This window comes from Serratia fonticola, from assembly GCF_001006005.1.
Classification (GTDB): domain Bacteria; phylum Pseudomonadota; class Gammaproteobacteria; order Enterobacterales; family Enterobacteriaceae; genus Chania; species Chania fonticola.
Genome location: NZ_CP011254.1, coordinates 1,036,806 through 1,059,632, shown reverse-complemented (window position 1 = coordinate 1,059,632; position 22,827 = coordinate 1,036,806). Strand labels below are relative to the sequence as shown.

The 22,827-nt window shown below is 56.4% G+C and carries 17 protein-coding genes; 8 read left to right on the top strand and 9 right to left on the bottom strand.

What is annotated here, in order from left to right; all coding sequences use genetic code 11:
* Positions 1–84: 84 nt before the first annotated feature.
* From WN53_RS04565 to WN53_RS04555, 3 genes are all read right to left on the bottom strand, one after another.
* Complete coding sequence (locus WN53_RS04565; protein ID WP_024483092.1) at positions 85–534, bottom strand: hypothetical protein; 450 nt, start codon at positions 532–534, stop codon at positions 85–87.
* Between the two features lie 187 nt (positions 535–721).
* Positions 722–1,498, bottom strand: coding sequence for a transcriptional regulator ExuR (gene exuR / locus WN53_RS04560; protein ID WP_024483091.1), 777 nt, complete (start codon positions 1,496–1,498; stop codon positions 722–724).
* A gap of 118 nt (positions 1,499–1,616) precedes the next feature.
* On the bottom strand, positions 1,617–2,915 hold the full coding sequence (locus tag WN53_RS04555; RefSeq protein ID WP_024483090.1) for an MFS transporter: 1,299 nt from the start codon (positions 2,913–2,915) through the stop codon (positions 1,617–1,619).
* A 396-nt stretch (positions 2,916–3,311) separates the two neighbouring features.
* Between WN53_RS04555 and uxaC the strand changes: the two genes are divergently transcribed.
* The 3 genes from uxaC to WN53_RS04540 all read left to right on the top strand — a co-directional run bounded on the left by uxaC (position 3,312) and on the right by WN53_RS04540 (position 6,875).
* A complete protein-coding gene (gene uxaC / locus WN53_RS04550; RefSeq protein WP_024483089.1) occupies positions 3,312–4,724 on the top strand; it encodes a glucuronate isomerase in 1,413 nt (470 codons plus the stop codon).
* Between the two features lie 20 nt (positions 4,725–4,744).
* On the top strand, positions 4,745–6,235 hold the full coding sequence (locus WN53_RS04545) for a UxaA family hydrolase (RefSeq protein WP_024483088.1): 1,491 nt from the start codon (positions 4,745–4,747) through the stop codon (positions 6,233–6,235).
* 76 nt (positions 6,236–6,311) lie between these two features.
* On the top strand, positions 6,312–6,875 hold the full coding sequence (locus tag WN53_RS04540) for a YgjV family protein (protein ID WP_024483087.1): 564 nt from the start codon (positions 6,312–6,314) through the stop codon (positions 6,873–6,875).
* A gap of 91 nt (positions 6,876–6,966) precedes the next feature.
* On the opposite strand, the gene sstT is transcribed toward WN53_RS04540, so the two are convergent.
* The 4 genes from sstT to WN53_RS04520 all read right to left on the bottom strand — a co-directional run bounded on the left by sstT (position 6,967) and on the right by WN53_RS04520 (position 10,811).
* Entirely contained in the window at positions 6,967–8,202 is a 1,236-nt protein-coding gene (gene sstT, locus WN53_RS04535) for a serine/threonine transporter SstT (protein ID WP_024483086.1), read from the bottom strand.
* A gap of 293 nt (positions 8,203–8,495) precedes the next feature.
* A complete protein-coding gene (locus WN53_RS04530; RefSeq protein WP_024483085.1) occupies positions 8,496–9,233 on the bottom strand; it encodes a glutamine amidotransferase in 738 nt (245 codons plus the stop codon).
* 1 nt (position 9,234) lies between these two features.
* The gene (locus tag WN53_RS04525) at positions 9,235–10,215 is read right to left on the bottom strand and encodes a Gfo/Idh/MocA family protein (protein ID WP_024483084.1); all 981 of its coding nucleotides are present in this window, start codon (positions 10,213–10,215) and stop codon (positions 9,235–9,237) included.
* Positions 10,216–10,304: 89 nt separating this feature from the next.
* Positions 10,305–10,811: a M48 metallopeptidase family protein gene (locus WN53_RS04520; RefSeq protein WP_021806929.1), complete on the bottom strand. Its 507-nt coding sequence runs from the start codon at positions 10,809–10,811 to the stop codon at positions 10,305–10,307.
* A 149-nt stretch (positions 10,812–10,960) separates the two neighbouring features.
* On the opposite strand from WN53_RS04520, the gene rlmG reads away from it, so the two are divergent.
* Complete coding sequence (rlmG, locus tag WN53_RS04515) at positions 10,961–12,100, top strand: 23S rRNA (guanine(1835)-N(2))-methyltransferase RlmG (RefSeq protein WP_024483083.1); 1,140 nt, start codon at positions 10,961–10,963, stop codon at positions 12,098–12,100.
* Between the two features lie 39 nt (positions 12,101–12,139).
* On the opposite strand, the gene WN53_RS04510 is transcribed toward rlmG, so the two are convergent.
* A complete protein-coding gene (locus tag WN53_RS04510; RefSeq protein ID WP_024483082.1) occupies positions 12,140–14,161 on the bottom strand; it encodes an NADPH-dependent 2,4-dienoyl-CoA reductase in 2,022 nt (673 codons plus the stop codon).
* 412 nt (positions 14,162–14,573) lie between these two features.
* On the opposite strand from WN53_RS04510, the gene WN53_RS04505 reads away from it, so the two are divergent.
* The 3 genes from WN53_RS04505 to WN53_RS04495 all read left to right on the top strand — a co-directional run bounded on the left by WN53_RS04505 (position 14,574) and on the right by WN53_RS04495 (position 19,617).
* On the top strand, positions 14,574–16,193 hold the full coding sequence (locus WN53_RS04505) for an ABC-F family ATP-binding cassette domain-containing protein (protein ID WP_024483081.1): 1,620 nt from the start codon (positions 14,574–14,576) through the stop codon (positions 16,191–16,193).
* 74 nt (positions 16,194–16,267) lie between these two features.
* Positions 16,268–17,974 carry an amidohydrolase gene (locus WN53_RS04500; protein WP_024483080.1) on the top strand — a complete coding sequence of 569 codons (1,707 nt, stop codon included), beginning with the start codon at positions 16,268–16,270 and terminating at the stop codon, positions 17,972–17,974.
* Positions 17,975–18,276: 302 nt separating this feature from the next.
* Positions 18,277–19,617 (top strand): APC family permease, encoded by a 1,341-nt coding sequence (locus tag WN53_RS04495; RefSeq protein WP_024483079.1) that lies wholly within the window; start codon positions 18,277–18,279, stop codon positions 19,615–19,617.
* Positions 19,618–19,925: 308 nt separating this feature from the next.
* Here WN53_RS04495 and pdxR read toward each other — a convergent pair whose 3' ends face one another.
* Positions 19,926–21,440, bottom strand: a complete 1,515-nt coding sequence (gene pdxR, locus WN53_RS04490) for a MocR-like pyridoxine biosynthesis transcription factor PdxR (RefSeq protein WP_024483078.1) — start codon at positions 21,438–21,440, stop codon at positions 19,926–19,928.
* A gap of 120 nt (positions 21,441–21,560) precedes the next feature.
* On the opposite strand from pdxR, the gene WN53_RS04485 reads away from it, so the two are divergent.
* A complete protein-coding gene (locus WN53_RS04485; RefSeq protein WP_024483077.1) occupies positions 21,561–22,826 on the top strand; it encodes a 4-aminobutyrate--2-oxoglutarate transaminase in 1,266 nt (421 codons plus the stop codon).
* The last annotated feature ends 1 nt before the right edge of the window (position 22,827 follow it).

Sequence of the window (22,827 nt, the reverse complement as noted above, 5' to 3'; positions counted from 1 at the left end):
GCGGTAAGCTCGCGGAGGGCCCTGGCTGCTGAAGATGATGAACGGTGTTGCTTTATTCTTTGGTTCTTTTGGGGCGACACCGGATCATGAGTGATACGTTAGCGAGCCACGGTAAAGTATGTTGCTTTCTTTCCAACCCCCGAGCCTGCTTTGCTGCTGCGGGAAGTTCAGCGTCCAATTGACCTGCCGCAACCGGTTAGGGGCTGGGTTATCTGCCTGCCGCTGAGGCCTCAGGCGGTAGCCCAGATCTGTTGCTAAAGTATAGGTCGGAACCGACTGGGTCGGGGCCTGCAACGAGCTGGGGTAGGAATGCATCCGGGGCAAAGACAGCAGTAGTTTGCTGAGGGGCTTGCGGCGGAGTTCACTGTGCGGACGGTAATCCTGATCGTAGGGGGAAACCACATGCTCATCAAATAATGCCTGAGCACTTAACGCGGAGGCTAAGGCTGCGGTTTGTGCTGCATAGAGCTTTGGGCCGGAGACCGAACCGGCCCAGCAGGAAAGAGCAATAAGCATGGCAAACAACCAGCGCATGTATTCGCGTTCCACCCCAAAGTCAGTCGATAAAAAAGTGGGCTAACTCTACCAAAATAGCACGATTGGCAACAGGGAAATCTACGTGGTCGCTGGGGAAATATCGCGCAGTGGGCGGCTGTACCGGGATCGATTCAGCCGTTTTTACAATACCTGACATTCGGTGCGATTTCTTGACGCCAAAACCCTATTTGGTGGTGGTGGCCATGTTATCCAAATGGATCACCGGATTCTCGGCAAACAGGTAGCGATCGGCGTTGTATTCGAAATCGTCGGTGGTGGCATTGAACAGCATCTGCTTGGTGTTTTCCAGATGTTGCCACATGGCCAGTTTGGCACCGTGAGGATCTTTACGTATCAGCGCTTTAAGGATCTCATCGTGATCGTCGCACCAGCTGGCAATGGAGCGCTCATCGATATGTTCGTGCAGTTTGATCCAGTAAGGGTTGCTGACACGCTGAGCCCACATTTTTTCCACTATGGTGGCCATGGCGGTATTCTGGGTCGCCAGTGCGACCTGAACGTGGAATTTGAGATCCCATTGCGAATCGCGGAAGCGATCCTCTTTGCGCGCCTGCTCCTGGATCTCCATCAGTTGGACGATATCCTGCTTGGTCACCTGGGTGGCGGCAAACTCGGCGATGTTACTTTCGATCAACTGGCGTGCCTGTAGCAGTTCAAAAGGCCCAGAGGTAGCGAATTCGAGGCTTTCGCCCGGAACCACCAGGTGCTTCTGCTGGTTGGAGATCACATGGATGCCCGAGCCTTTGCGCACTTCGACGTAACCTTCCACCTCCAGCATGATGATCGCCTCACGCACCACGGTGCGGCTAACGTTCATCTCTTCTGCGATATAACGCTCGGCTGGCAGTTTCTCACCGACCGGGTAGACCCCGCCCTCAATGCGCCGTTTTAGCTCGGCGGCCAATTGCTGATAAAGGCGTCTGGTTTCAGTGAATTCCATAGTGAATACTCGGTGGTAGAAGGGCGTGATGCCATAGGACCTGTTATACCACTTATCCGTTGTAGCTGCTAGCGAGTCAGATACGAAAAACCCGGCACAAAGGCCGGGCTGTGGGGGGTTAGCTGCTGGCATCTACCGTTTGTAATCGTTCCTGTTCCAGTTCGGAAACCGGCTTGTTTTGCAGCACGGTCCAGATCACGATGGCGGCCAGGATATCGAACACCGACAGGGCGGCGAACAGCGGGCTGAAGCCCATGGTGTCAGCCAATGCGCCGACCACCAGAGCGAACATGGTGCTCGCCGTCCATGCAGCCATACCTGTCAGCCCGTTGGCGGTAGCGACTTCGTTGCGGCCAAAGACGTCCGACGACAGGGTGATCAGCGCACCGGACAGTGCCTGGTGGGCAAAGCCCCCGATGCACAGTAAGGCAATGGCGACATAAGGGCTGGTGAACAAGCCGATCATGCCTGGGCCAATCATCAACACGGCGCCCAGGGTGACCACCAGTTTGCGTGAGACGATCAGGTTGACGCCAAAATGTTTTTGGAAGAATGGCGGCAGATAGCCACCCAGGATGCAGCCGAAATCGGCGAACAGCATCGGCATCCAGGCGAACATGGCAATTTCTTTCAGGTTGAAGCCGTAAGCCTTGAACATGAATAGCGGGATCCAGGCGTTGAAGGTCCCCCAGGCGGGTTCTGCCAGGAAACGCGGCAGCGCGATGCCCCAGAACTGGCGGTTACGCAGGATCTGCCAGGCGGACATCTTCTTGGCATTGCTGGTCTGGTGGTGCGCTTCCTGACCATCCAGAATGTAGCTGCGTTCTTCGGAACTGAGTTTCTTCTGGTCTTTCGGGTGCTTATAGAAGATCAGCCAGCAGATGGCCCAGATCAGGCTCAGGACACCGGTAATGATAAACGCCATTTCCCAGCTGTGGGCCACAATCGCCCAGACCACCAAAGGGGGAGCGAGCATCGCGCCCACCGAGGATCCGACGTTAAAGTAACCCACCGCGATGGAGCGCTCTTTGGCCGGGAACCATTCGCTACTGGCTTTCAACCCGGCAGGGATCATCGCCGCTTCGGCCATACCGACCGCACCACGGGCCATAGCCAGACCGACCCAGCTGTTGGCCAGCGCGGTGCCCATACAGAAGATGGCCCACAGGATGGCAAACATCGCATAGCCGATTTTAGTGCCAAGCACGTCGAGGATATAGCCTGCAACGGGCTGCATCAGGGTATAGCAGGCTGAATAGGCGGCAACAATATAGGAATACTGTTGGGTCGTGATCCCCAGTGAACCTTCCAGCGAGGGGGCTGCGACGGACATCGCATTGCGGGTCAGATAACCGAGCACGGTGCCGATAGTCACCAGGCCGATCATATACCAGCGTAAGCCTTTAATTTTACGCATCCCAAATCTCTCCCAGTCTAAAAATTTCGGCCACCGGCAAGCCTGTGGCGGTCATGGTGGTGATTCCTTTTCATCTGGTTGCCGGTATTCCGCTTACCGACGCCGTCCTGCGCGTTGCCATTGAACCGTGGTTATAAACCAGTAGCAGGGTGGCGAGAAGATAACTTGTCATACAGATTTAAAAGTTGAGTGATATCACAAAAACCATTATTTTTTTAAGTGATAATGCTGGTCATCATAAGGCATTGGTTTAATGGGAGTCGTCTGGATAGGCGCTTGGAAGCCGTAATGATGGGTTAACCAAGGTGAAATTTAGCTAGACTCTACGATGAATTGGTGTGATAACTTTCCAAAAGTTGACAGCAAGGCTAGCCAGGAAAAAGGTGAGGAACCCATATGGCCACGTTTTTGAGCGATGATTTCTTGTTAGACAGTGAATTTGCCCGCCGCCTGTATCACGACTATGCAGCGGATCAGCCTATTTTCGACTATCACTGCCATCTGCCACCGCAACAGATTGCCGAAAACACTCGTTTTAAGAACATGTACGATATCTGGTTGAAGGGCGATCACTATAAGTGGCGCGCGATGCGCACCAACGGCGTGGCTGAACGCCTGTGTACCGGCGATGCCTCTGACCGGGAAAAATTTGATGCTTGGGCGGCAACGGTGCCGCATACCATTGGCAACCCCCTGTATCACTGGACGCACCTGGAATTGCGCCGTCCGTTTGGCATCACCGGCAAGCTGCTCTCCCCGACTACCGCAGATGAAATCTGGCAGCGCGGCAATGAACTGCTGTCGCAGGAGGCTTTCAGCGCTCGCGGCATCATGAAACAGATGAAGGTCAAAATGGTGGGCACCACCGACGATCCGATCGACGATCTGCGCCACCATCAAGCCATCGCTGATGACAGCAGCTTCGATATCAAAGTATTGCCAAGCTGGCGCCCAGACAAGGCCTTCAATATTGAAGCCGCTGGGTTTAATGACTATATGCAACAGCTGGAAGCCGCCGCAGACACGTCTATCAGCCGCTTCAGCGATTTGTGCGATGCGCTGAAAAAACGTCTGGATCACTTTGCCGCTCACGGTTGTAAGGTTTCCGATCACGCGTTAGACGTGGTGATGTACGGAGAGGCCGATGAGGCCACGTTAGACAAGATCCTGGCTCAGCGCCTCAGCGGAGAGCTGCCAACGCAGCAGCAGATTGCCCAGTTCAAGACCGCCGTCCTGCTGTTCTTGGCTGCTGAATATCAGCGCCGCGAATGGGTGCAGCAATACCACATCGGCGCGCTGCGTAATAACAATAGCCGGATGTTCAAGACTATCGGCCCGGACATTGGCTTCGATTCCATTAACGATCAGCCGGTAGCCGAATCACTGTCCCGCCTGCTGGATGCTCAAGCCAAGCAGGGGGCGTTGCCGAAGACCATTCTTTACTGCCTGAACCCACGGGATAACGAAGTGATCGGCACCATGGTCGGCAACTTCCAGGGTGAAGGTACGCCGGGCAAGATCCAGTTTGGTTCAGGCTGGTGGTTTAACGATCAGAAAGACGGTATGCAGCGCCAGATGACGCAGTTGGCACAGCTTGGGCTACTTAGCCGCTTTGTGGGCATGCTGACCGACAGCCGCAGCTTCCTTTCCTACACGCGTCACGAATACTTCCGCCGCATCCTGTGCCAGATGATTGGCCGCTGGGTGGAAGATGGCGAAGCACCGGCGGACATTGCGTTGCTGGGTGAGATGGTGAAAAACATCTGCTTCGACAATGCCAAACACTATTTCGCTATCGAATTAGCGTAGTTCTAGCTCGAGGTTGGTTTATGCAAAGCATCATAAAGATCCATGCAAAAGATAATGTGGCGGTCGCACTGTGTGATTTGGCGGCTGGTGACCAGCCTGTCTGGGAAGGGCAGGCGATCGCACTGGCGCAGGACGTTGCTCGGGGGCACAAGTTTGCACTTGAACCGATCGCTGCCGGTGAGATGATCGTCAAGTACGGCTTGCCGATCGGCCATGCGCTGGTGGCCATCGCTGCGGGCGAACATATTCATTCGCAAAATGCCAAAACCAACCTGAGCGATCTCGACAGCTATCAGTATCAACCGGAGTTCCAGACCTTACCGGCGCAGGCGGCAGATCGTGAGGTACAGATTTACCGCCGCAGCAAAGGTGAGGTAGGGATCCGCAACGAACTGTGGATCATCCCGACCGTGGGCTGTGTGAACGGCATCGCCCGTCAGATCCTGCAACGTTTTTTGAAGGAAACCGGAGAAGCAGAGGGGATCGACGGCGTGCATCTGTTCAGCCACCCCTTCGGCTGCTCACAGCTCGGACAGGATCATGAGAATACCCGCACCATGCTGCAAAATATGGTGCGTCACCCCAATGCGGGTGCGGTTCTGGTGATTGGCCTAGGCTGTGAGAACAACCAGGTGGATGCCTTCCGCACTACGCTGGGTGAATATGATGAGCAGCGCGTGCGCTTTATGGTCTGCCAGCAACAGGATGATGAAGTTGCCGACGGATTGGCACATTTGCATGCGCTATACCAGATTATGCGCGACGATCGCCGCCAGCCGGGCAAGCTCAGCGAGCTGAAGTTTGGCCTGGAATGCGGGGGATCGGACGGTTTATCGGGGATCACGGCCAACCCGTTATTGGGCTGCTTCTCGGATTATGTGATTGCTAACGGCGGCACCACGGTACTGACCGAAGTGCCAGAAATGTTTGGTGCCGAGCGCATTCTGATGAGCCGCTGCCGCGATGAAGACACCTTTGAAAAAACTGTCAGCATGGTCAACGACTTCAAACAGTATTTTATTGCCCACAACCAACCGATTTACGAGAACCCTTCACCAGGCAACAAGGCTGGGGGCATCACCACGTTAGAAGAGAAATCTTTGGGATGTACCCAAAAAGCCGGGCAGAGCCAGGTGGTGGACGTGTTGAAATACGGTGAGCGCCTGCGTCTGCCGGGGCTGAACCTGCTGAGTGCGCCGGGCAATGATGCGGTTGCTACCAGCGCGCTGGCGGGAGCAGGGTGCCATATGGTGCTGTTCAGCACCGGGCGGGGGACGCCTTACGGTGGCTTTGTGCCAACGGTGAAGCTGGCGACCAACTCGGAACTGGCGGCGAAGAAACCGCATTGGATCGATTTTGATGCAGGCCGCCTGATCCACGGCTTGCCGATGGCGCAGATGCTGGAGCAGTTTGTCGATCTGATCGTGGACATTGCCGATGGCGCTCCGGCGCGTAATGAAGTGAATGATTTCCGCGAGTTGGCGATCTTTAAAAGCGGTGTCACGTTGTAAAGCCTAGCCAGCGGGAGTAGCATAAAACGGCGTTTTGTTTTAAACGCCTTGCTACTTCCGCCCCAGGATCTCCCTAATGACGTTTTATTGGTTTGCGCAGTCCGTTGGCGTGCTGGCTTTTTTGGTAGGCATCACCAGCTTTTTTAATCGCGATGACCAGCGTTTCAAACTGCAGCTGTCGGGTTACAGCCTGATTATCGGCATCCACTTTCTCCTTATGGGGGCGAATGCTGCAGGGAGTAGCGCACTGCTCAGCGCCTGCCGCAACCTGGTCTCGATGAAGACTCGCAGCCTATGGGTAATGTGGATCTTTATCTCCCTCACGCTCATCATCGGTTTATCCCGTTTTCACCACTGGATCGAAATACTGCCGATCTGCGGTACGACCGTCAGCACCTGGGCGTTGTTCCGCACCCGGGGTTTGACCACCCGCTGTGTAATGTGGTGTTCAACGGCCTGCTGGGTTACCCACAACATCTGGCTTGGTTCGATCGGGGGGTCGCTGATTGAAGGCAGTTTCCTGCTGATGAACGGTTTCAACATTATCCGCTTCCGCCGCCTGCAACTGCGCGGCATCGATCCTTTTGCGGTCGAAAAAAAGGCGCCCGTTGCAGAGGGGCGCCAGCCAGTTAAGCAATAAAGTGCAGGTTGCTGAGATTACCTCTTCTCTTCCAACAGAGCAGAGGCTATCAGCTCCCTCTCCCTGTGGGAGAGGGTTGGGGTGAGGGGACTTAGCGAACTTTCAGCGGATCTTCATTGGCCAAACGCTGGTCTTCCGCCTGACAGGCCGCTGCGGTAAACAGCACGTCGGTGGAGGAGTTGAGCGCGGTTTCAGCCGAGTCCTGCAGTACGCCGATGATAAAGCCGACGGCAACGACCTGCATCGCAATTTCGTTAGGAATACCGAACATGTTGCAAGCCAGCGGGATCAACAGCAGTGAACCACCGGCCACGCCGGAAGCCCCACAGGCACAGATCGCAGCAACCACGCTCAACAGCAGTGCAGTCGGCACATCGACAGGAATACCCAGCGTATGAACCGCCGCCAGCGTCAGTACGGTGATGGTGATCGCGGCACCGGCCATGTTGATGGTCGCCCCTAACGGGATAGAAACCGAATAGGTATCTTCGTTCAGATTCAGCTTTCTGCTCAGTTCCATATTCACCGGAATGTTGGCTGCGGAGCTGCGGGTAAAGAAGGCGGTAACGCCACTTTCGCGCAGGCAGGTGAACACCAGTGGATAAGGATTACGGCGGATCTTCCAGTAAACGATCAGCGGGTTCAGCACCAACGCCACCAGCAGCATACAGCCGATCAGCACGAACAGCAGTTGGGCATAGCCCCACAGTGCGCTAAAGCCGGTATCGGCCAGGGTTGACGCTACCAGGCCAAAGATACCCAGCGGCGCACAGCGGATCACCGCACGAACCACCATGGTCACGGCATGGGACATATCGGTGATCAGCGATTTGGTGGTATCAGACGCATGGCGTAGTGCCAGCCCCAAACCCACGGCCCAGGCCAGGATGCCGATATAGTTGGCGTTGATCAGCGCATGGAATGGGTTCGCCACCACGCTCATCAGCAAGCCTTTGAGCACTTCAACGATGCCACCCGGCGGGTTGATATCGGTGGTGCCTACAGCCAGTGCCAGCGTGGAAGGGAACATAAAGCTGATCACCACGGCGGTAAGCGCGGCGGCAAAGGTACCCAGCAGGTAGAGGAACAGGATGGGGCGGATATTGGTTTTTTGGCCCTGCTTATGGTTGGCAATGGAGGCCATGACCAACACCAGTACCAGCAGCGGTGCCACCGCCTTCAGCGCGCCAACGAACAACGAGCCGAGCAGGCCAACGGCTGCTGCAGCGGCTGGCGAAACCAGTGCCACCACAATGCCCGCTACCAGGCCGATCAATATTTGCTTAACCAGGCTGCCCTGAGTGATGCGTAGTAAGAGTTTATTCATGATGCGCTTGCGTTTCCGCTCCCTGAGAATGTGATGTACAGATTGCTGCGCCTCGGCTGAAACGTGGCCGGGCAACTTATCGTCATATCTGTAACTAAGTATGTTTGCTATGCCAGTATTCAGTAAACGGGGGATCTTGAAAAGGGGAGATGATGAAATTACCTGCATGGATCAATGATTGATAACATGCTGTTTACATTTGTGTGATCGTCATAACATTTGGCGTTTATGGCTATTTGCCAAATAATCGCGGGGCGTCTAGCGCCCCGGATAACAGATTATGGCGGCTAACCTCAACCGACCCCGGCCAATGCCTGCTGGACGCCAAGGCTGGCGACAAAGTCCTGCAGCAACAGCTGGCTGAACGGGGTATCGCTAACCTGTTGTTGTTTAAGCCGATAAGTTTGCTGCTTGGCCGGTTCCAACTCGCTGAGCCAGCTCAGGTAGCGCTGCATGATCGCCCCGTTAAATTCCGGGTGGAACTGGGTGGTCAGGGCGTTATCACCGTAACGCAGGATTTGGCAGGCGTCCTGTTGCGAGCGGGCCAGCACTTCAGCCCCTGGCGGCGGCGTTAGTACGCTTTGCGCATGGATCAGGTTCACGTTGAAGCGAACAGGCAGGGTGGCAAGACGCTTATCTGAGCGGGCAGCGGGTAATAACTCGATCTCGAGAGTGCCAACCTCCATTCCCTGTGGGTGGTAGCCCACCTCGCCGCCCAGCGCATAAGCCAGAAGCTGGTGGCCGTAGCACACGCCAAAGATCGGCAGATTGATTTGCATTGCCTGGCGCAACCATTCTGCCGCCCGTTCGCTCCAGGGAAGTCGTTCGGTCACCATCGCAGCTGAACCGGTGATCACCACGCCGCAGTAATCTTCCGGAGGCAGCGGTGTTTCACCGGCGAGGACGTGCACGATATGTACTCGATCGGCGTCGATATTCCCCTGTTTTAGGAACATCTGCTCAAAGTTGTCCTGCTCCTGCTGGATCATCTGCGGTGCATCACCGGTTTGCATCAACAACAGCGGTTTCATCTTATTCTCCGTCAGCGGGGAACACTACGCCGGTCTGGCGGCGGATCTCCGTCAGCAGGCTGGCGACGATCAGGGAATTCTCCAGGCCCACATGCTCGACCTGCCGTTTTTCCACCAGTTCGGCAAACACTTGTGCTTCATACAGCATGGTATTGATATGTTGCGGCTGGGTCAGTACCTGGCTATTTTCACCGCGTGGCGTCAGCACCACGCCTTGGGCTTCGGAGATTTTTTCAATCACCAGCGTGCCTTCTTCGCCCTGGATCTCGCTCGGAATGTCCGAGTTGCTGACCTTGGAATGGCTGATCACCACGTCAAAGTCACCATAGTTCAGGCACACGCTGCCGTGGGCATCCACCCCGGTATCGAGCAATGTTGCGCTAGCCAATACCGTTTGCGGCGCACCAAACAGCGCCACGGTGCTGGCCACGCAGTAATAGCCAATGTCCATGATAGAGCCGTTGGAAAAGTGCGGGTTGAAGGTATTCGGATTTTCACCGGCCAGGTAACGGGGATAGCGAGAGGAGTATTGGCAATAGTTGATAAATGCCTTACGCAGTTTGCCAATCTTCGGCAATGCCTGTTGCAGGATAAGAAAATTGGGCAAGTGGGCGCTTTTGAACGCTTCAAACAGCACCACCTGATTTTCCCGTGCGCAGGCCACCAGTTGTTCCACTTCGCGCAGATTTGACGCCAGCGGCTTCTCGCAAATCACATGCTTTTTATGGCTGAGGAATAGCAGAGATTGTTGGCAGTGCAGAGAGTTGGGGCTGGCAATATACACCGCATCAATCACGTCGGATTGCGCCAGCGCTTCCAGCGAGTCAAAGAAGTGTTCGACCGGATAGTTGGCGCCAAAGGCCTGCGCCTGTTCGAGCTTACGCGAATAGATGGCGGTCAGCCTCATCTTGCCGCTTTCGTGAGCCGCATCGATAAAACGTTCGGTGATCCAGTTGGTGCCGACAACAGCAAAGCGAATCATGGGTGACTCCAGTTTCCACAGGAAGATAGCTCAAGGAACCAGATTATCACGCCGCAGAGATTAGGCGAATATTTGCTTAAAAAGTCTGATTATTCATAGAGTTCACCGAATAAGGAGAGATGGGTCAGATACAGACGGGTATCAAACTCCAACTGGTGATAGCTGGGTTCCATATGGCAGCACAGGCTGTAAAACGCCTTGTTGTGGTCTTTCTCTTTCAGGTGCGCCAACTCGTGGACCACGATCATGCGCAGGAAAGGCTCTGGGGCGTTTTTAAACACCGTCGCCACGCGGATCTCGGCTTTGGCCTTCAGCTTGCCACCTTGCACCCGGGAAATGGCGGTATGCAGCCCCAAGGCGTGCTTCATCACCTGGATTTTGCTGTCGTAGGCCACCTTGCTCAGCGGTTGAGCATTACGCAGATACTGATTTTTCAGATCGACGGTAAACTGATAAAGCGACTTGTCGGTGGTGCAGCCATGAACCTGCGGATAGCGCTGCAACAAAACCTCGCCCAGACGCTGTTGCTGGATGAGTTGTTGCACCTGCATTTGCAGATGATCGGGGTAGCCTTGCAGGTAGCTCAGTTCAGACATGTTATTCAGTATTCAGTGGTAAACCGGGGCGAGCATTGTATGACGTTTTGTTGCTCAAATCCCTTAAAGGGTAATTAATCCCAAAAAACATTTTACTGCCGAGCGTTTTTAGGGGATAAACAGCCCAAATTTACTATTCAGGAGGGGCAATGAGCCAACTCGATCTGGGAACACAGCAACTTGAGCTGGAGCGTTATCCCCAACAGGAAGAAGCCACCCAGCTGCAGGCGTGGGAAGCGGCGGACGAATATCTGCTGCAACAGCTGGAAAATGTCGATATCGGTGAACGCCCGGTACTGATTTTTAACGACAACTTCGGCACGCTGGCCTGTGCCCTGCATGGCTATAAGCCTTACAGCATCAGCGACTCATACATGAGCCAACTGGCGACGCGCCATAACCTCAAGCTGAACGAGCTCGATGTTGAACAGGTCACCTTGCAAGACAGCCTGGCCGAACTGCCTGCCAACCCGGCGGTAGTGTTGATCCGTATCCCGAAAGCGTTGGCGCTTCTGGAGCAGCAATTACGTGCCCTGCGTGACGTGGTGGCACCCGATACGCTGATCGTGGCCGGTGCCAAAGCGCGTGACGTGCATACCTCGACCATGCAAGTGTTTGAGCGAGTGCTTGGCCCAACCCGCACCAGCCTGGCCTGGAAAAAGGCCCGCCTGATTTATTGCCAGGTAGCTGACATCGTGCCACCGGCAGCGCCGGAAACCACCGACTGGCTGCTTGACGGCACGGACTGGCTGATCCACAACCATGCCAACGTGTTCTCACGCGGTAGCCTGGATATTGGCGCACGCCTGTTCCTGGAAAACCTGCCGAAGGATTTGCAGGGCCATATTGTCGATCTCGGCTGTGGCAACGGTATTATCGGTATGCGTGCCTTGGTGCAGAACCCGCAAGCGCAGATGACCTTCGTCGATGAGTCTTACATGGCGGTGGCGTCCAGCGAGTTGAACGTGGCGCACAACCTGCCGCAGGAGATGGATCGCTGTCAGTTTGAAGTGAACAACTCGCTGGCGGGCATTGAGCGTGAAAGCCTGCAGGCGGTACTGTGCAACCCACCGTTCCACCAGCAGCATGCGATCACCGATCACACCGCCTGGCAGATGTTCTGCGACGCCAAGCGCTGCCTGCAAGTGGGGGGTGAGCTATGGATCGTGGGCAACCGCCATCTGGATTACTACCAGAAGCTGAGGCGTTTGTTCGGCAACTGCACCACCGTGGCCTCCAACCAGAAGTTCCTGATCCTCAAAGCGGTCAAGTCTGGCGCGCGTTATTAATGAAGGGGCGCAGCATGCTGCGCCCGTAAAATCAATGGATTACAGAGCCATGGCTAGCCGCGTGCCCTGATCGATAGCGCGGCGGGCATCCAGCTCGGCAGCCACGTCGGCACCGCCAATCAGATGCACCGTTTTCCCCATCTCCAGCAGTGGTTGCTGCAATTCACGGCGCGGTTCTTGCCCGGCACAAATCACCACCGTATCTACCGGCAAGCAGCTTTCCTGCTCGGCACGTAGGATATGCAGCCCTTCGTCGTCAATCCGTTGATAGTTCACGCTGTTAAGCATCTTCACGCCACGTCCCGCCAGGCTGGTGCGATGGATCCAACCGGTGGTTTTACCCAGGCCTTCACCGACCTTGCTGGTTTTACGTTGCAACAGGAATATCTGGCGTGGCGAGGCTGGCACTTCCGGCCCTTGGGCACTCAGGCCCCCGCGCTGCTCGAGCTGTGAATCGATCCCCCATTCGCGGTTAAACGCTGCCGGATCCAGGCTACTGGAGGTGCCGTGCTGGCTGAGGTATTCGGCGACGTCGAAGCCAATTCCCCCGGCCCCAATGATGGCGACCCGTTGCCCAACCGGTTTTTTATCGCGCAAAACATCGAGATAGTTCATCACCTTGGCGTGTTCGATGCCCGCAATCGCTGGCATACGCGGCACGATTCCGCAGGCGAGGATCACCTCATCGAAATCCGCCAGATCCTGCGGTTGCACCTGCTGTCCCAGTTTCAGTTCCACTTCATTGAGCGCCAACTGACGGCGGAAATAGCGCAGCGTCTGGTGAAACTCCTCCTTGCCGGGGATTTGCTTGGCGATATTGAACTGGCCACCGATCTGCTCGGCGGCGTCAAACAGGGTTACCTGATGCCCACGGCTGGCGGCGGTGGTGGCAAACGCCAACCCGGCAGGCCCAGCGCCCACCACGGCCAGTTTTTTAGGCATTGCCGTGGCGATGAGTGGCATTTCGGTTTCGCGGCAGGCGCGAGGGTTGACCAGGCAGGAAGTGAGTTTGTGATCGAAAATCTGATCCAGGCAGGCCTGATTGCAGCCAATGCAGGTGTTGATTTCGTCTGCACGGCCTTCAGCGGCCTTCTGCACGAACGCCGCATCCGCCAGGAACGGGCGCGCCATGGAGACCATGTCGGCACAGCCATCGGCCAAAACCTGTTCCGCCACCGCCGGATCGTTAATGCGGTTGGTGGTGATCAGCGGGATCTTCACTTTGCCCATCAGCTTGCGCGTCACCCAGCTGAACCCGGCGCGTGGCACCATGGTGGCGATGGTAGGAATGCGTGCTTCGTGCCAGCCGATACCGGTGTTGATCAGCGTTGCGCCAGCCTGTTCGATCGCCACGGCAAGCTGTTCGATCTCCTGCCAACTGGATCCATCCTCCACCAGATCGAGCATCGACAGGCGGTAGATCAGAATAAATTCCGGCCCGGTCGCTTCACGCACGGCCCGCACAATCTCGACGGCGAAACGCATGCGGTTGCTGAAACTGCCGCCCCATTGGTCGGTGCGCTGGTTGGTGCGCGAGACCAGGAACTGGTTAATCAGGTAGCCCTCAGACCCCATGACTTCCACGCCGTCATAGCCAGCCTGCTGAGCCAATGCCGCGCAGTTGGCGAAGTCGGCAATGGTTTGTTCAACTTCTTGGGTAGTCAGCGCCGCTGGGCTGAATGGGTTGATCGGTGCTTGCAGCGCAGAAGGAGCTACCGGCTGTGGCTGATAGCTATAGCGCCCGGTATGCAGGATTTGCAGGGCAATCTTGCCCCCAGCCTGATGGACAGCCTCAGTCACGATCCGGTGATGGGCAACCTGCTGTGGCTGGTTCAGGACCGATGCTCCGCGATACACCACGCCTTTCTCATTGGGGGCAATACCGCCGGTGACGATCAGGGCGACACCGGCAGCGGCCCGTTCGGCATAGAATGCTGCCATACGCTCGGGGCCATTAGGCAGTTCTTCCAGGCCGGTGTGCATCGAGCCCATCAGCACCCGATTTTTCAGGGTGGTGAAGCCAAGATCCAGCGGCGCAAGCAGGTTGGGGTAAGCACGCATTGCAGTCTCCACAATATATACCCGTCGTCTTTCAAGCTGCAGCGTTGTTACCTGCGCTTGCTCACCCCAGTCACTTACCCAAAAGTAAGCTCCTGGGGATGAGCAAGCTTGTCGCCTAGCTGCAGCTTGAAATCCATAGGGTATGAGTTGTTATAGTTTTGACGACCACTCAAGTGGTCGGATGAGATAAATCTAGCCGTTGTTGGCGCACTTGGGAAACGCGGATGTGCTGAATGTGATAGACCTCATGTTTGCAATCGGTATAAAAGATCGGCTAACATCGGCTCGCTTTATCCCTTTTCTCTCTGCGGAGCCATTACCGAAAATGAACAACCACACCTGCTGATATCTGGTCCCATGCCGAGCACGCCCGTGCCGTATGGGGATGTTTTGATTTCATTCAGGAGTGCTTATGGCTCATTTTGCGCAGTCCCCTTATTTCGTTTTACATCAATTAACCTGTCAGTTTGCCAATGGCGAAACGTTGTTTGGCCCGCTTAATCTGGCCGTTGAACAGCAGCACTGTGGCTTGGTGGGGCGTAACGGCGTGGGGAAAACTCGCCTGCTACGTCTGATTGCCGGGCTGGATCAACCCGCCTCTGGCCATATTGAAACGCAGGCAACCTTCGCCTATGTGGCGCAGCAGCCGCACTTCACCGAACAGACGACTCTGGCAACGCTGCTGGGCTACGGCGAGGTGTTTGCCGCCCAGGCCCGTCTTGAGCAAGGTTGCCCACGGCTGGACGATATCGATCGTCTTGAGGGCCAATGGGATCTGGCAGATCGCCTGAGCACGGCTTTTGCGGCGGCGGGATTGCCTGATTTTGACCCGCAACGGCCAGCCGGAGAGCTGAGTGGCGGCGAGCGTATGCGTGCGGCTTTGTGTGGCGCGTTAATGTCGGGGGCCGATTTCCTGTTGCTGGACGAACCGACCAATCACCTCGATAGCACGGGCCGTGAATGGCTGTATCAGCAATTGGCACAGTGGCGGGGTGGTTTGTTGATTGCCAGCCACGATCGGCAACTGCTGGCGCGGATGCAGCGGATTGTCGAACTGACACCCGAGGCACTGCGCAGCTATGGCGGTAATTATCACGATTACCATCGGCTGCGGGAGCAAGAGCAACAGGCGGCGCGTGCCCAACTGGAACATGCCGCGCTGGAAAGACGGCGCGTCCGCGCCCGCCAGCAGAAAGAACATGACAATTACCAGCGCCATTCCGCCCGCACGCTGAGAACCGTGGACTCGCTGAATATCGCCTCTTTTGAGAAAGCGGCCCTCAAAGGGGCTGCGCGCGACACGATGGGCACCTTGCGTAAACAGCATCAGGGGCAAAAGAACACGCTGGATGAAGCGGTGCGCGAGGCGAGGGAACGGGTTGAAGAGGATAACCCGGTAATGCTGACCTTACCGGGCAGCGCGGTGGCTACGGGTAAGCAGGTGTTGGTACTGGAACAGTTACAACTGCCGTTTGTCACCTTGCCGCCGCTCGACTGGCGGATGGATGGCCCGATGCGCGTCGCCATCACCGGCCCCAACGGCTGTGGCAAATCCACGCTGTTGAAGGTGATCCTGGGGCAACTGGCTGCCAGCGCTGGTCATTGCCATTGCTCGGTATCGCTGGCCTATCTCGATCAAAACCTGTCCCAACTCGATCTGACGCGTTCGGTGGTCGATCATCTGGGTTTACAGGATACCCCGCTGGCCGAAGGAGTGTTGCGTAGCCAACTAGCGCAACTGCAACTGAATGCCGACCGGGTCACGCTGCCGTTGGTGGCATTGAGTGGCGGAGAGCGGTTGAAAGCGGCGCTGGCCTGTGTGCTGTGGCGGCGTGAGCCTGCGCAGCTCCTGCTGTTGGATGAACCGACCAACCATTTGGATCTGGCCTCATCGCAGGCAATTGAAGCGGCGCTGGCGGAGTTCCCGGGGGCGATGCTGGTGGTATCGCACGATGAGGATTTCTTGCAGGCGCTGCGATTGACCCATCGTTTGGCTTGGTCGGCAGAGGGTTGGTGCTTTCAAGCAATGTAACCCCGCCTGAGGGGCCAAGCTGGGGAGTTTTTGGTATACTTAAGGTCATTTTGTGAGGTTTCGAGACAATGACTATGACTCCAGTGGCAACAGCAGCCGAGGTAATTTATTACAACGGCACTATCTTCACCGCAGATGCGGAAAATCGTGTTTGTAGTGCGTTGGCGATAGGGCAAGGATACATTCTTGCTGTAGGGACAGATGAGCAGGTGCTTGCGCTGGCGACACCCACCACCGAACGCATCGATCTGCACGGTAAAATGATGATGCCGGGTCTGATCGACAGCCATATGCACCCGTTCTGGGGCGGCAAACAGCTCAGGGGGTGCAGCCTGCACTATGCGGCGCTGACGGCAGAGCAGACCTTGCAGCATATACAGGATCATCTGGATAAGTATCCGGTTGGCGATGACGAATGGCTGACGGTGCGCGCCTGGCAGCGTCAGGCGATGATCCCGGTGGGGGCGGACATGAGCCGTGCTCTGCTGGACTCTCTGAACACCCGCCGCCCGGTAGCGTTGTTCGCTAACGATTGCCACACGCTGGCGGCTAACAGCCGTGCGCTGGAGATGTTGGGCATTGATGAAAATACGCCAGTGCCGCCAGATGGCAAGATCGCCCGCGATGCCAATGGCCAACTGACCGGGATCCTGGAAGATGCTCCGGCCATGCGCGCCTTCGACAGCATTCCTTCCGGCACGGCGGAACAGAACGTACAGGTGGCTGCCCATGTGCAGCAGGTACTGCATGAGCAGGGCGTAACCACGGTGATGGACACCCGCGTGTTTGCGGAACAGCTGGAGGCTTTCGCCGTACTGCGCGATCGCGGTGAGCTGACCTTACGCGTGCTGGGGGCTAAAGAAGTCACGCCAGATAGCGTACAAGGGCCGGAAGACGCTGCCCGTGCGGTGCAAGAGGTTGTCGCCTTTGCCGAACAGTGGAGCAGCCAGCCTTGGACGCCACAGGCCGGGATCTCTGTTGGCCATCTTAAGCTGTTCGTTGATGGTGTTTTGCAGCCACCCACTATGACAGCAGCGCTGCTGGAGCCTTACCGCGAACATCATGGGGAAGCCAAGAGTGAGCGTTATGGCGATCTCTACTTCACCACGCCGGTACTGAACGCACTGATCGTCGAATGTGGTCGTGCTGGCCTGCATCCGCATACCCATACGGTAGGCGATGGGGCAATCGAGCAGGTGTTGGATGCGGTTGAGCTGATGCGTGCGGCCTGCCCGGGCAAGGATATCCGCCCAGGGTTGGCCCATAACGAACTGGTTGCGCCGCATCAGTATGCGCGCTTTGCCTCTTTGGCCGCGACGGCGGTACTTTCGTTCCAGTGGGCCGGTTTACCAGGCGTGCTGATCGATGAAGAGCGCGAGATGCTGGGTGAAGCTCGTTTCCCTCACCTGGAGCCCGCGGCACGCTTCCTGGATGCCGGTGCGCGGCTGGCCTATGGCAGTGACTGGCCGATCGATCGCCTGGATGAGTGGTATAACCTGCAGGTGGGGATGACCCGCCGCGCGTGGGATAGCGAAGGCAACCCTGCTGGGCCACGTCTGGATAACGATCGCGATCTGACCCTGATCGAGACGCTGCGCGCAGCCACCATCGATGCGGCCTATATGATCGCCAAAGAGCAGTACATTGGCTCACTGGAAGTGGGCAAATTTGCTGATGCGATCGTCCTGCACCATAATCTGTTTGAGCAACCGGCAGAGAAACTGTACCAAACCCGCATCGAGCGGACGTTGGTTGGTGGGAAGATCAGCTATCAATCCTGATAGCAATGTGAATTAAGCGGTCATTTTACTGGAGGCGTTGCATGCAGCGCCTCTACAAATTCGGCAACATTGCCATGAAGGGTAATTTTTACCGCTTTTCCTCATCCTGCAAACAATAAATCAACGGGTTGTGCCCCAGTTCTTTACCTATTGCCACCTGGTTTTCTGAAAGCGGATTGTTAGCTTCCCCGGCAGCCTAACTTGTGCCAGAATCCGTCCCCTTGTTTTTACCGCAGCGAATCAAATAGCCTATTGGGATTGGCCCTGAATAGCGCTGAGCTGCGCCAGGAGATGATACGGTAATGCCGCAAAACATTCGGTTGCAACGAGTTCTTAAAACCCCCGCCCTGGTTGCGTTTGGCCTTGCCTATATGGTGCCACTGGGCGTGTTTACCACCTACGGTCAGGTTACCGTGTTAAGCCAGGGCCACTTACCCGTCGCTTATCTGGTTACCATCGTGACCATCCTGTTTACCGCCCTGAGCTATTGCCGGATGACCAACGCCATGCCGCTGGCAGGTTCGGCCTATTCCTACGTACAGCGTAGTTTTGGTGGTAAAACCGGTTTCCTGGTAGGTTGGGCGCAGATCCTCGATTATCTGTTCCTGCCGATGCTTAACTATCTGGTTTTAGGTATCTTCTTGCACGAGGCATTCCCGTCGATCCCTGCTTACGTGTTTATTCTTGGCTCGATTGCCAGCGTCAGCGCGCTGAATATTCTGGGCGTGCGCCTGCTTAGCTCGGTGAACTTCACGCTGATTGCCTTGCAGATGGTGTTTATCGTGCTGTTTATCGTGCTGGCGTTTAGCGAGGCCGATCTCAGCCCGGCGTCATTGATGAAGCCGCTGCTGGTGGATGCCGGTGACTTCTCTGGCCTGATCGCCGGGGCTGCGGTGCTGTGCCTGGCCTTCCTGGGTTTTGATGCCATTGCTACCATGGCCGAAGAGGCCGCCGACGCCAAACGTACTTTGCCGCGCGCGATCCTGATTACCGTGATCTGTGCCGGTGGCATCTTTGTTGCCGTCTCCTACGCCGCGCATCTGGCCTATCCTGACTGGCAATCACTGATCCCGCATCAGGACACCGCCAGCCTGATTATTTCGGAGCACGTGGGCGGCAAGTGGATGTACAACTTCTTTATGGCCACTTACCTCACCGGGGTGTATGCCTCTTCCATGTCTGCACAAACCGGCGTCTCACGTATTTTCTACGCCATGGGGCGTGAAGGCGTGTTGCCGCGCAAAGTGTTCTACCACCTTCATCCTCGTTTCCGCACTCCGTGGCGCGCGATTGTGTTTGTCGCGATCATCTCGTTGCTGGCGTTGTGGATGGATTTGAGCATGGTGGTGTCGATGATCAGCTTTGGCGCACTGGGGGCGTTCACCTTCGTTAACCTTAGCGTGATCAAACACTTCCTGATTAACCAAAAACGCCGTGGGCTGAACGCGATGTTCAAATACGGCCTGCTGCCGCTGATTGGTTTCGGTATGTCGGTATGGCTATGGGTCAACCTGGATCCCGAAGCGCTGAAAGTGGGCTTCACCTGGCTGTTTGCCGGTTTTATTTATCTGCTGTGGCTGACCAAGGGGATGCGTCAGGATCCCCCATCCACCCAGGATGATATCGGCGATTTGCTGGATTGATGCCCCTCACCCCAACCCTCTCCCACAGGGAGAGGGAGCTGTTAGCCCCTGCTCTTTTAGCAGTAACTCGCTCGGTTCCCACAATGGAGGGCGCTGTTAGTCTCTACTCTTTTTGCTGTAACTCGATCGGTTCTCAGAAAGGAGGGAGCTGTTAGTCTCTGCTCTTTTGGCAGTAACTCGCTCGGTTCCCAAAAGGGAGGGAGCTGTTAGTCTCTGCTCTTTTGGCAGTAAATAGGCAATCTCAGCAAACGCGAATGTCCCTTCAACCAAGGCGAATCAGCCGGTGCTCATGAAGAATCACGATACTTTCAGCCCACTCGATCGGTTCCCTCTCCCTGTGGGAGAGGGTTAGGGTGAGGGGAACCTATACACTCCAATAACACGTCAAACGCCGCCGCCATCTGCTCTTCGGGCACGCAGGCAAAGCCCATCAGCAGGCCGCGCCGCGCGTTTGGCAGCATGTAATACCGTGACAACGCTCTTACCAACACCCCGCGTTCATTGGCCGCCGCAGCGATGGCGACATCGTCGGCATCATCCGGCAGATTGAGCACCAGGTGCAGCCCGGCATTGCTGTTGAACTCGCTCAACGCCTGCTTACCCAGATGCTGCTCAATCAACGCGGTGAGGAACCCACGGCGTTTGGCATACAGCAACCGCATGCGGCGGATATGCGCCGTATAGTGGCCCTCCTGAATAAACTGCGCCAGCGCCGCCTGAATGATCAGGTGACCACCACGATAAAGCTCGGCGTGGGCCGTTTTTAACTCGTCCATCAGTGGCTTGGGCAGCACCACATAGCCCAGCCGCAGGGCCGGATAGAGCGTTTTGCTGAAGGTGCCGATGTAGATCACCGGCGCATCGGCTTCCAACCCCTGCAAGGCGGGGATCGGTTGGCCGGAGAAGCGGAATTCGCTGTCATAATCATCCTCTACGATCCAGCCGCCAGCCGCACGGGCCAAAGCTAGCAGCCGTTGCCGACGTGCCAGGCTCATCACCGAGCCCAACGGGTATTGGTGCGAAGGGGTGACAAAAATCAGCCGTGGCAAGGCCGCCGGTTGTTCTGGTGGCACCATCCCGGCCTCGTCCACCGCCCAGGGGCAGATATTGACGCCGTTCATGCGCAGGATATTGCGGATCCCCCAATAGCCGGGCTCCTCGATCCAGGCGTCATCTCCCGGATTGCACAGCATGCGGGTGACCAGATCGATCGCCTGGTGAATGCCTTCGGTGATCAGAATTTGTTCCGGCGAGCAGCGCACCGAACGCGACACCCGCAGATAGTCCACCAGCGCATGCCGCAGCTCCGGGCTGCCGCCCTGGTTGCTGTAGGTTAAGCGTTGCGATGTCGGGCGGCGGCTGATGCGTGCCTGGAGTTTGCTGAAGATGTGATGCGGGAATGCATTCACGTCGGGGACGCCGGGGATAAAGGCTCCCCACTGTTTCGGGCTGGCACTGGCGTGTTGCAGTAGCGTGATGCCACGTTGTGACAGCTCGGCACGCCGTTGCTCACCGTCACCGCCAATCGGCTGGCTGGCGGTGGATAAACAGCTGTCGGGTACCGTTTCTGCGACGAAGGTTCCACTTCCCTGGCGCGAAAACACATATCCTTCCGCCAGCAATTGTTCATAAACGGTTAAAACCGTATTACGTGAGAGACCCAGCTCTTGTGCCAGATCGCGTGACGCCAGCAGGCGGCTGGAAGGAGGCAGGCTGCCATCCAGAATACTGGTACGAATGGCATTGTATAACCGCTTGTGCAGTTTATCATCGGGCTGCTCGCCGAGGCGTTGCAGCAGCAGGTCACCACTCAATGAGCGCAATTGGATCCCTCAATTAATCGTAACTGGCACTCGATTATAGGGCCACATCAGGTGTAAATAAACGCAATGTTTCACGTTTGTGAACAAAACCGATAACTGGTCCCGCCCGGAGAGAACAGCATGAAAAACGCAGAACTGAATCAACGTCGTCTGGCCGCTACCCCAAGAGGGATTGGCGTGATGTGTGGTTTTTACGCCGAGCGTGCAGAAAATGCCACCCTGTGGGATGTGGAAGGCAATGAGGTGATCGACTTTGCCTCGGGCATTGCGGTGCTTAATACCGGCCACCGTCATCCCAAGGTGATCGCCGCCATTGAAAAGCAGCTCCAGGCGTTTACCCATACGGCATACCAGATCGTTCCTTATGAAAGCTATATTTCGCTGGCAGAGCGCATCAACCAACGCGCTCCAATCGAAGGCACCTGTAAAACCGCCTTCTTCACCACCGGTGCAGAAGCGGTAGAAAATGCGGTGAAGATCGCCCGCGCATACACAGGGCGTCCAGGCCTGATCACCTTCGGCGGCGGATTCCATGGCCGTACCTATATGACCATGGCGCTGACGGGTAAAGTGGCCCCTTACAAGCTGGGCTTTGGCCCGTTCCCTGGCTCCGTTTTCCACGGCCAGTATCCGAATGCGTTATATGGTGTCAGCACCGAAGATGCCATGAACAGCCTGGAACGCATCTTTAAGGCCGATATCGATCCCAAGCAGGTTGCCGCGATCGTACTGGAGCCGGTGCAGGGTGAAGGGGGCTTTAACGTGGCTCCGGCAGAATTCATGCAGGCGCTGCGTACGCTGTGTGACCAACACGGTATCCTGTTGATCGCCGATGAGGTGCAAACTGGCTTTGCCCGTACCGGCAAGCTGTTTGCGATGGACCACTATGCGGTGAAACCGGACCTGATCACCATGGCGAAGAGCCTGGCTGGCGGTATGCCGCTGTCTGCCGTGGCGGGCCGTGCTGAAGTGATGGATGCCCCAGCCCCCGGCGGCCTTGGCGGTACCTACGCCGGTAACCCATTAGCCGTTGCTGCCGCGTTGGCGGTATTGGACGTAATTGAAGAAGAGCAGCTGTGCCAACGCTCTCAGCGTTTGGGGCAACATTTGGTGGAAGTGCTGCAACAGGCACGTAGCCACTGCCCGGCGATTGTGGATATTCGCGCGCTGGGTTCCATGGTGGCAGTAGAGTTCAACGACCCGGCAACCGGTAAACCGTCGCCGGAGTTTACCCGTCAGGTACAGCAAAAAGCCCAGGAAGAAGGACTGTTGCTACTCAGCTGTGGGGTGAACGGTAACGTGATCCGTTTCCTGTACCCGCTGACCATTCCTGATGCCCAGTTTAACCAGGCGCTGGCAATCCTTTCCCGCGCGCTGGCCCAATAAG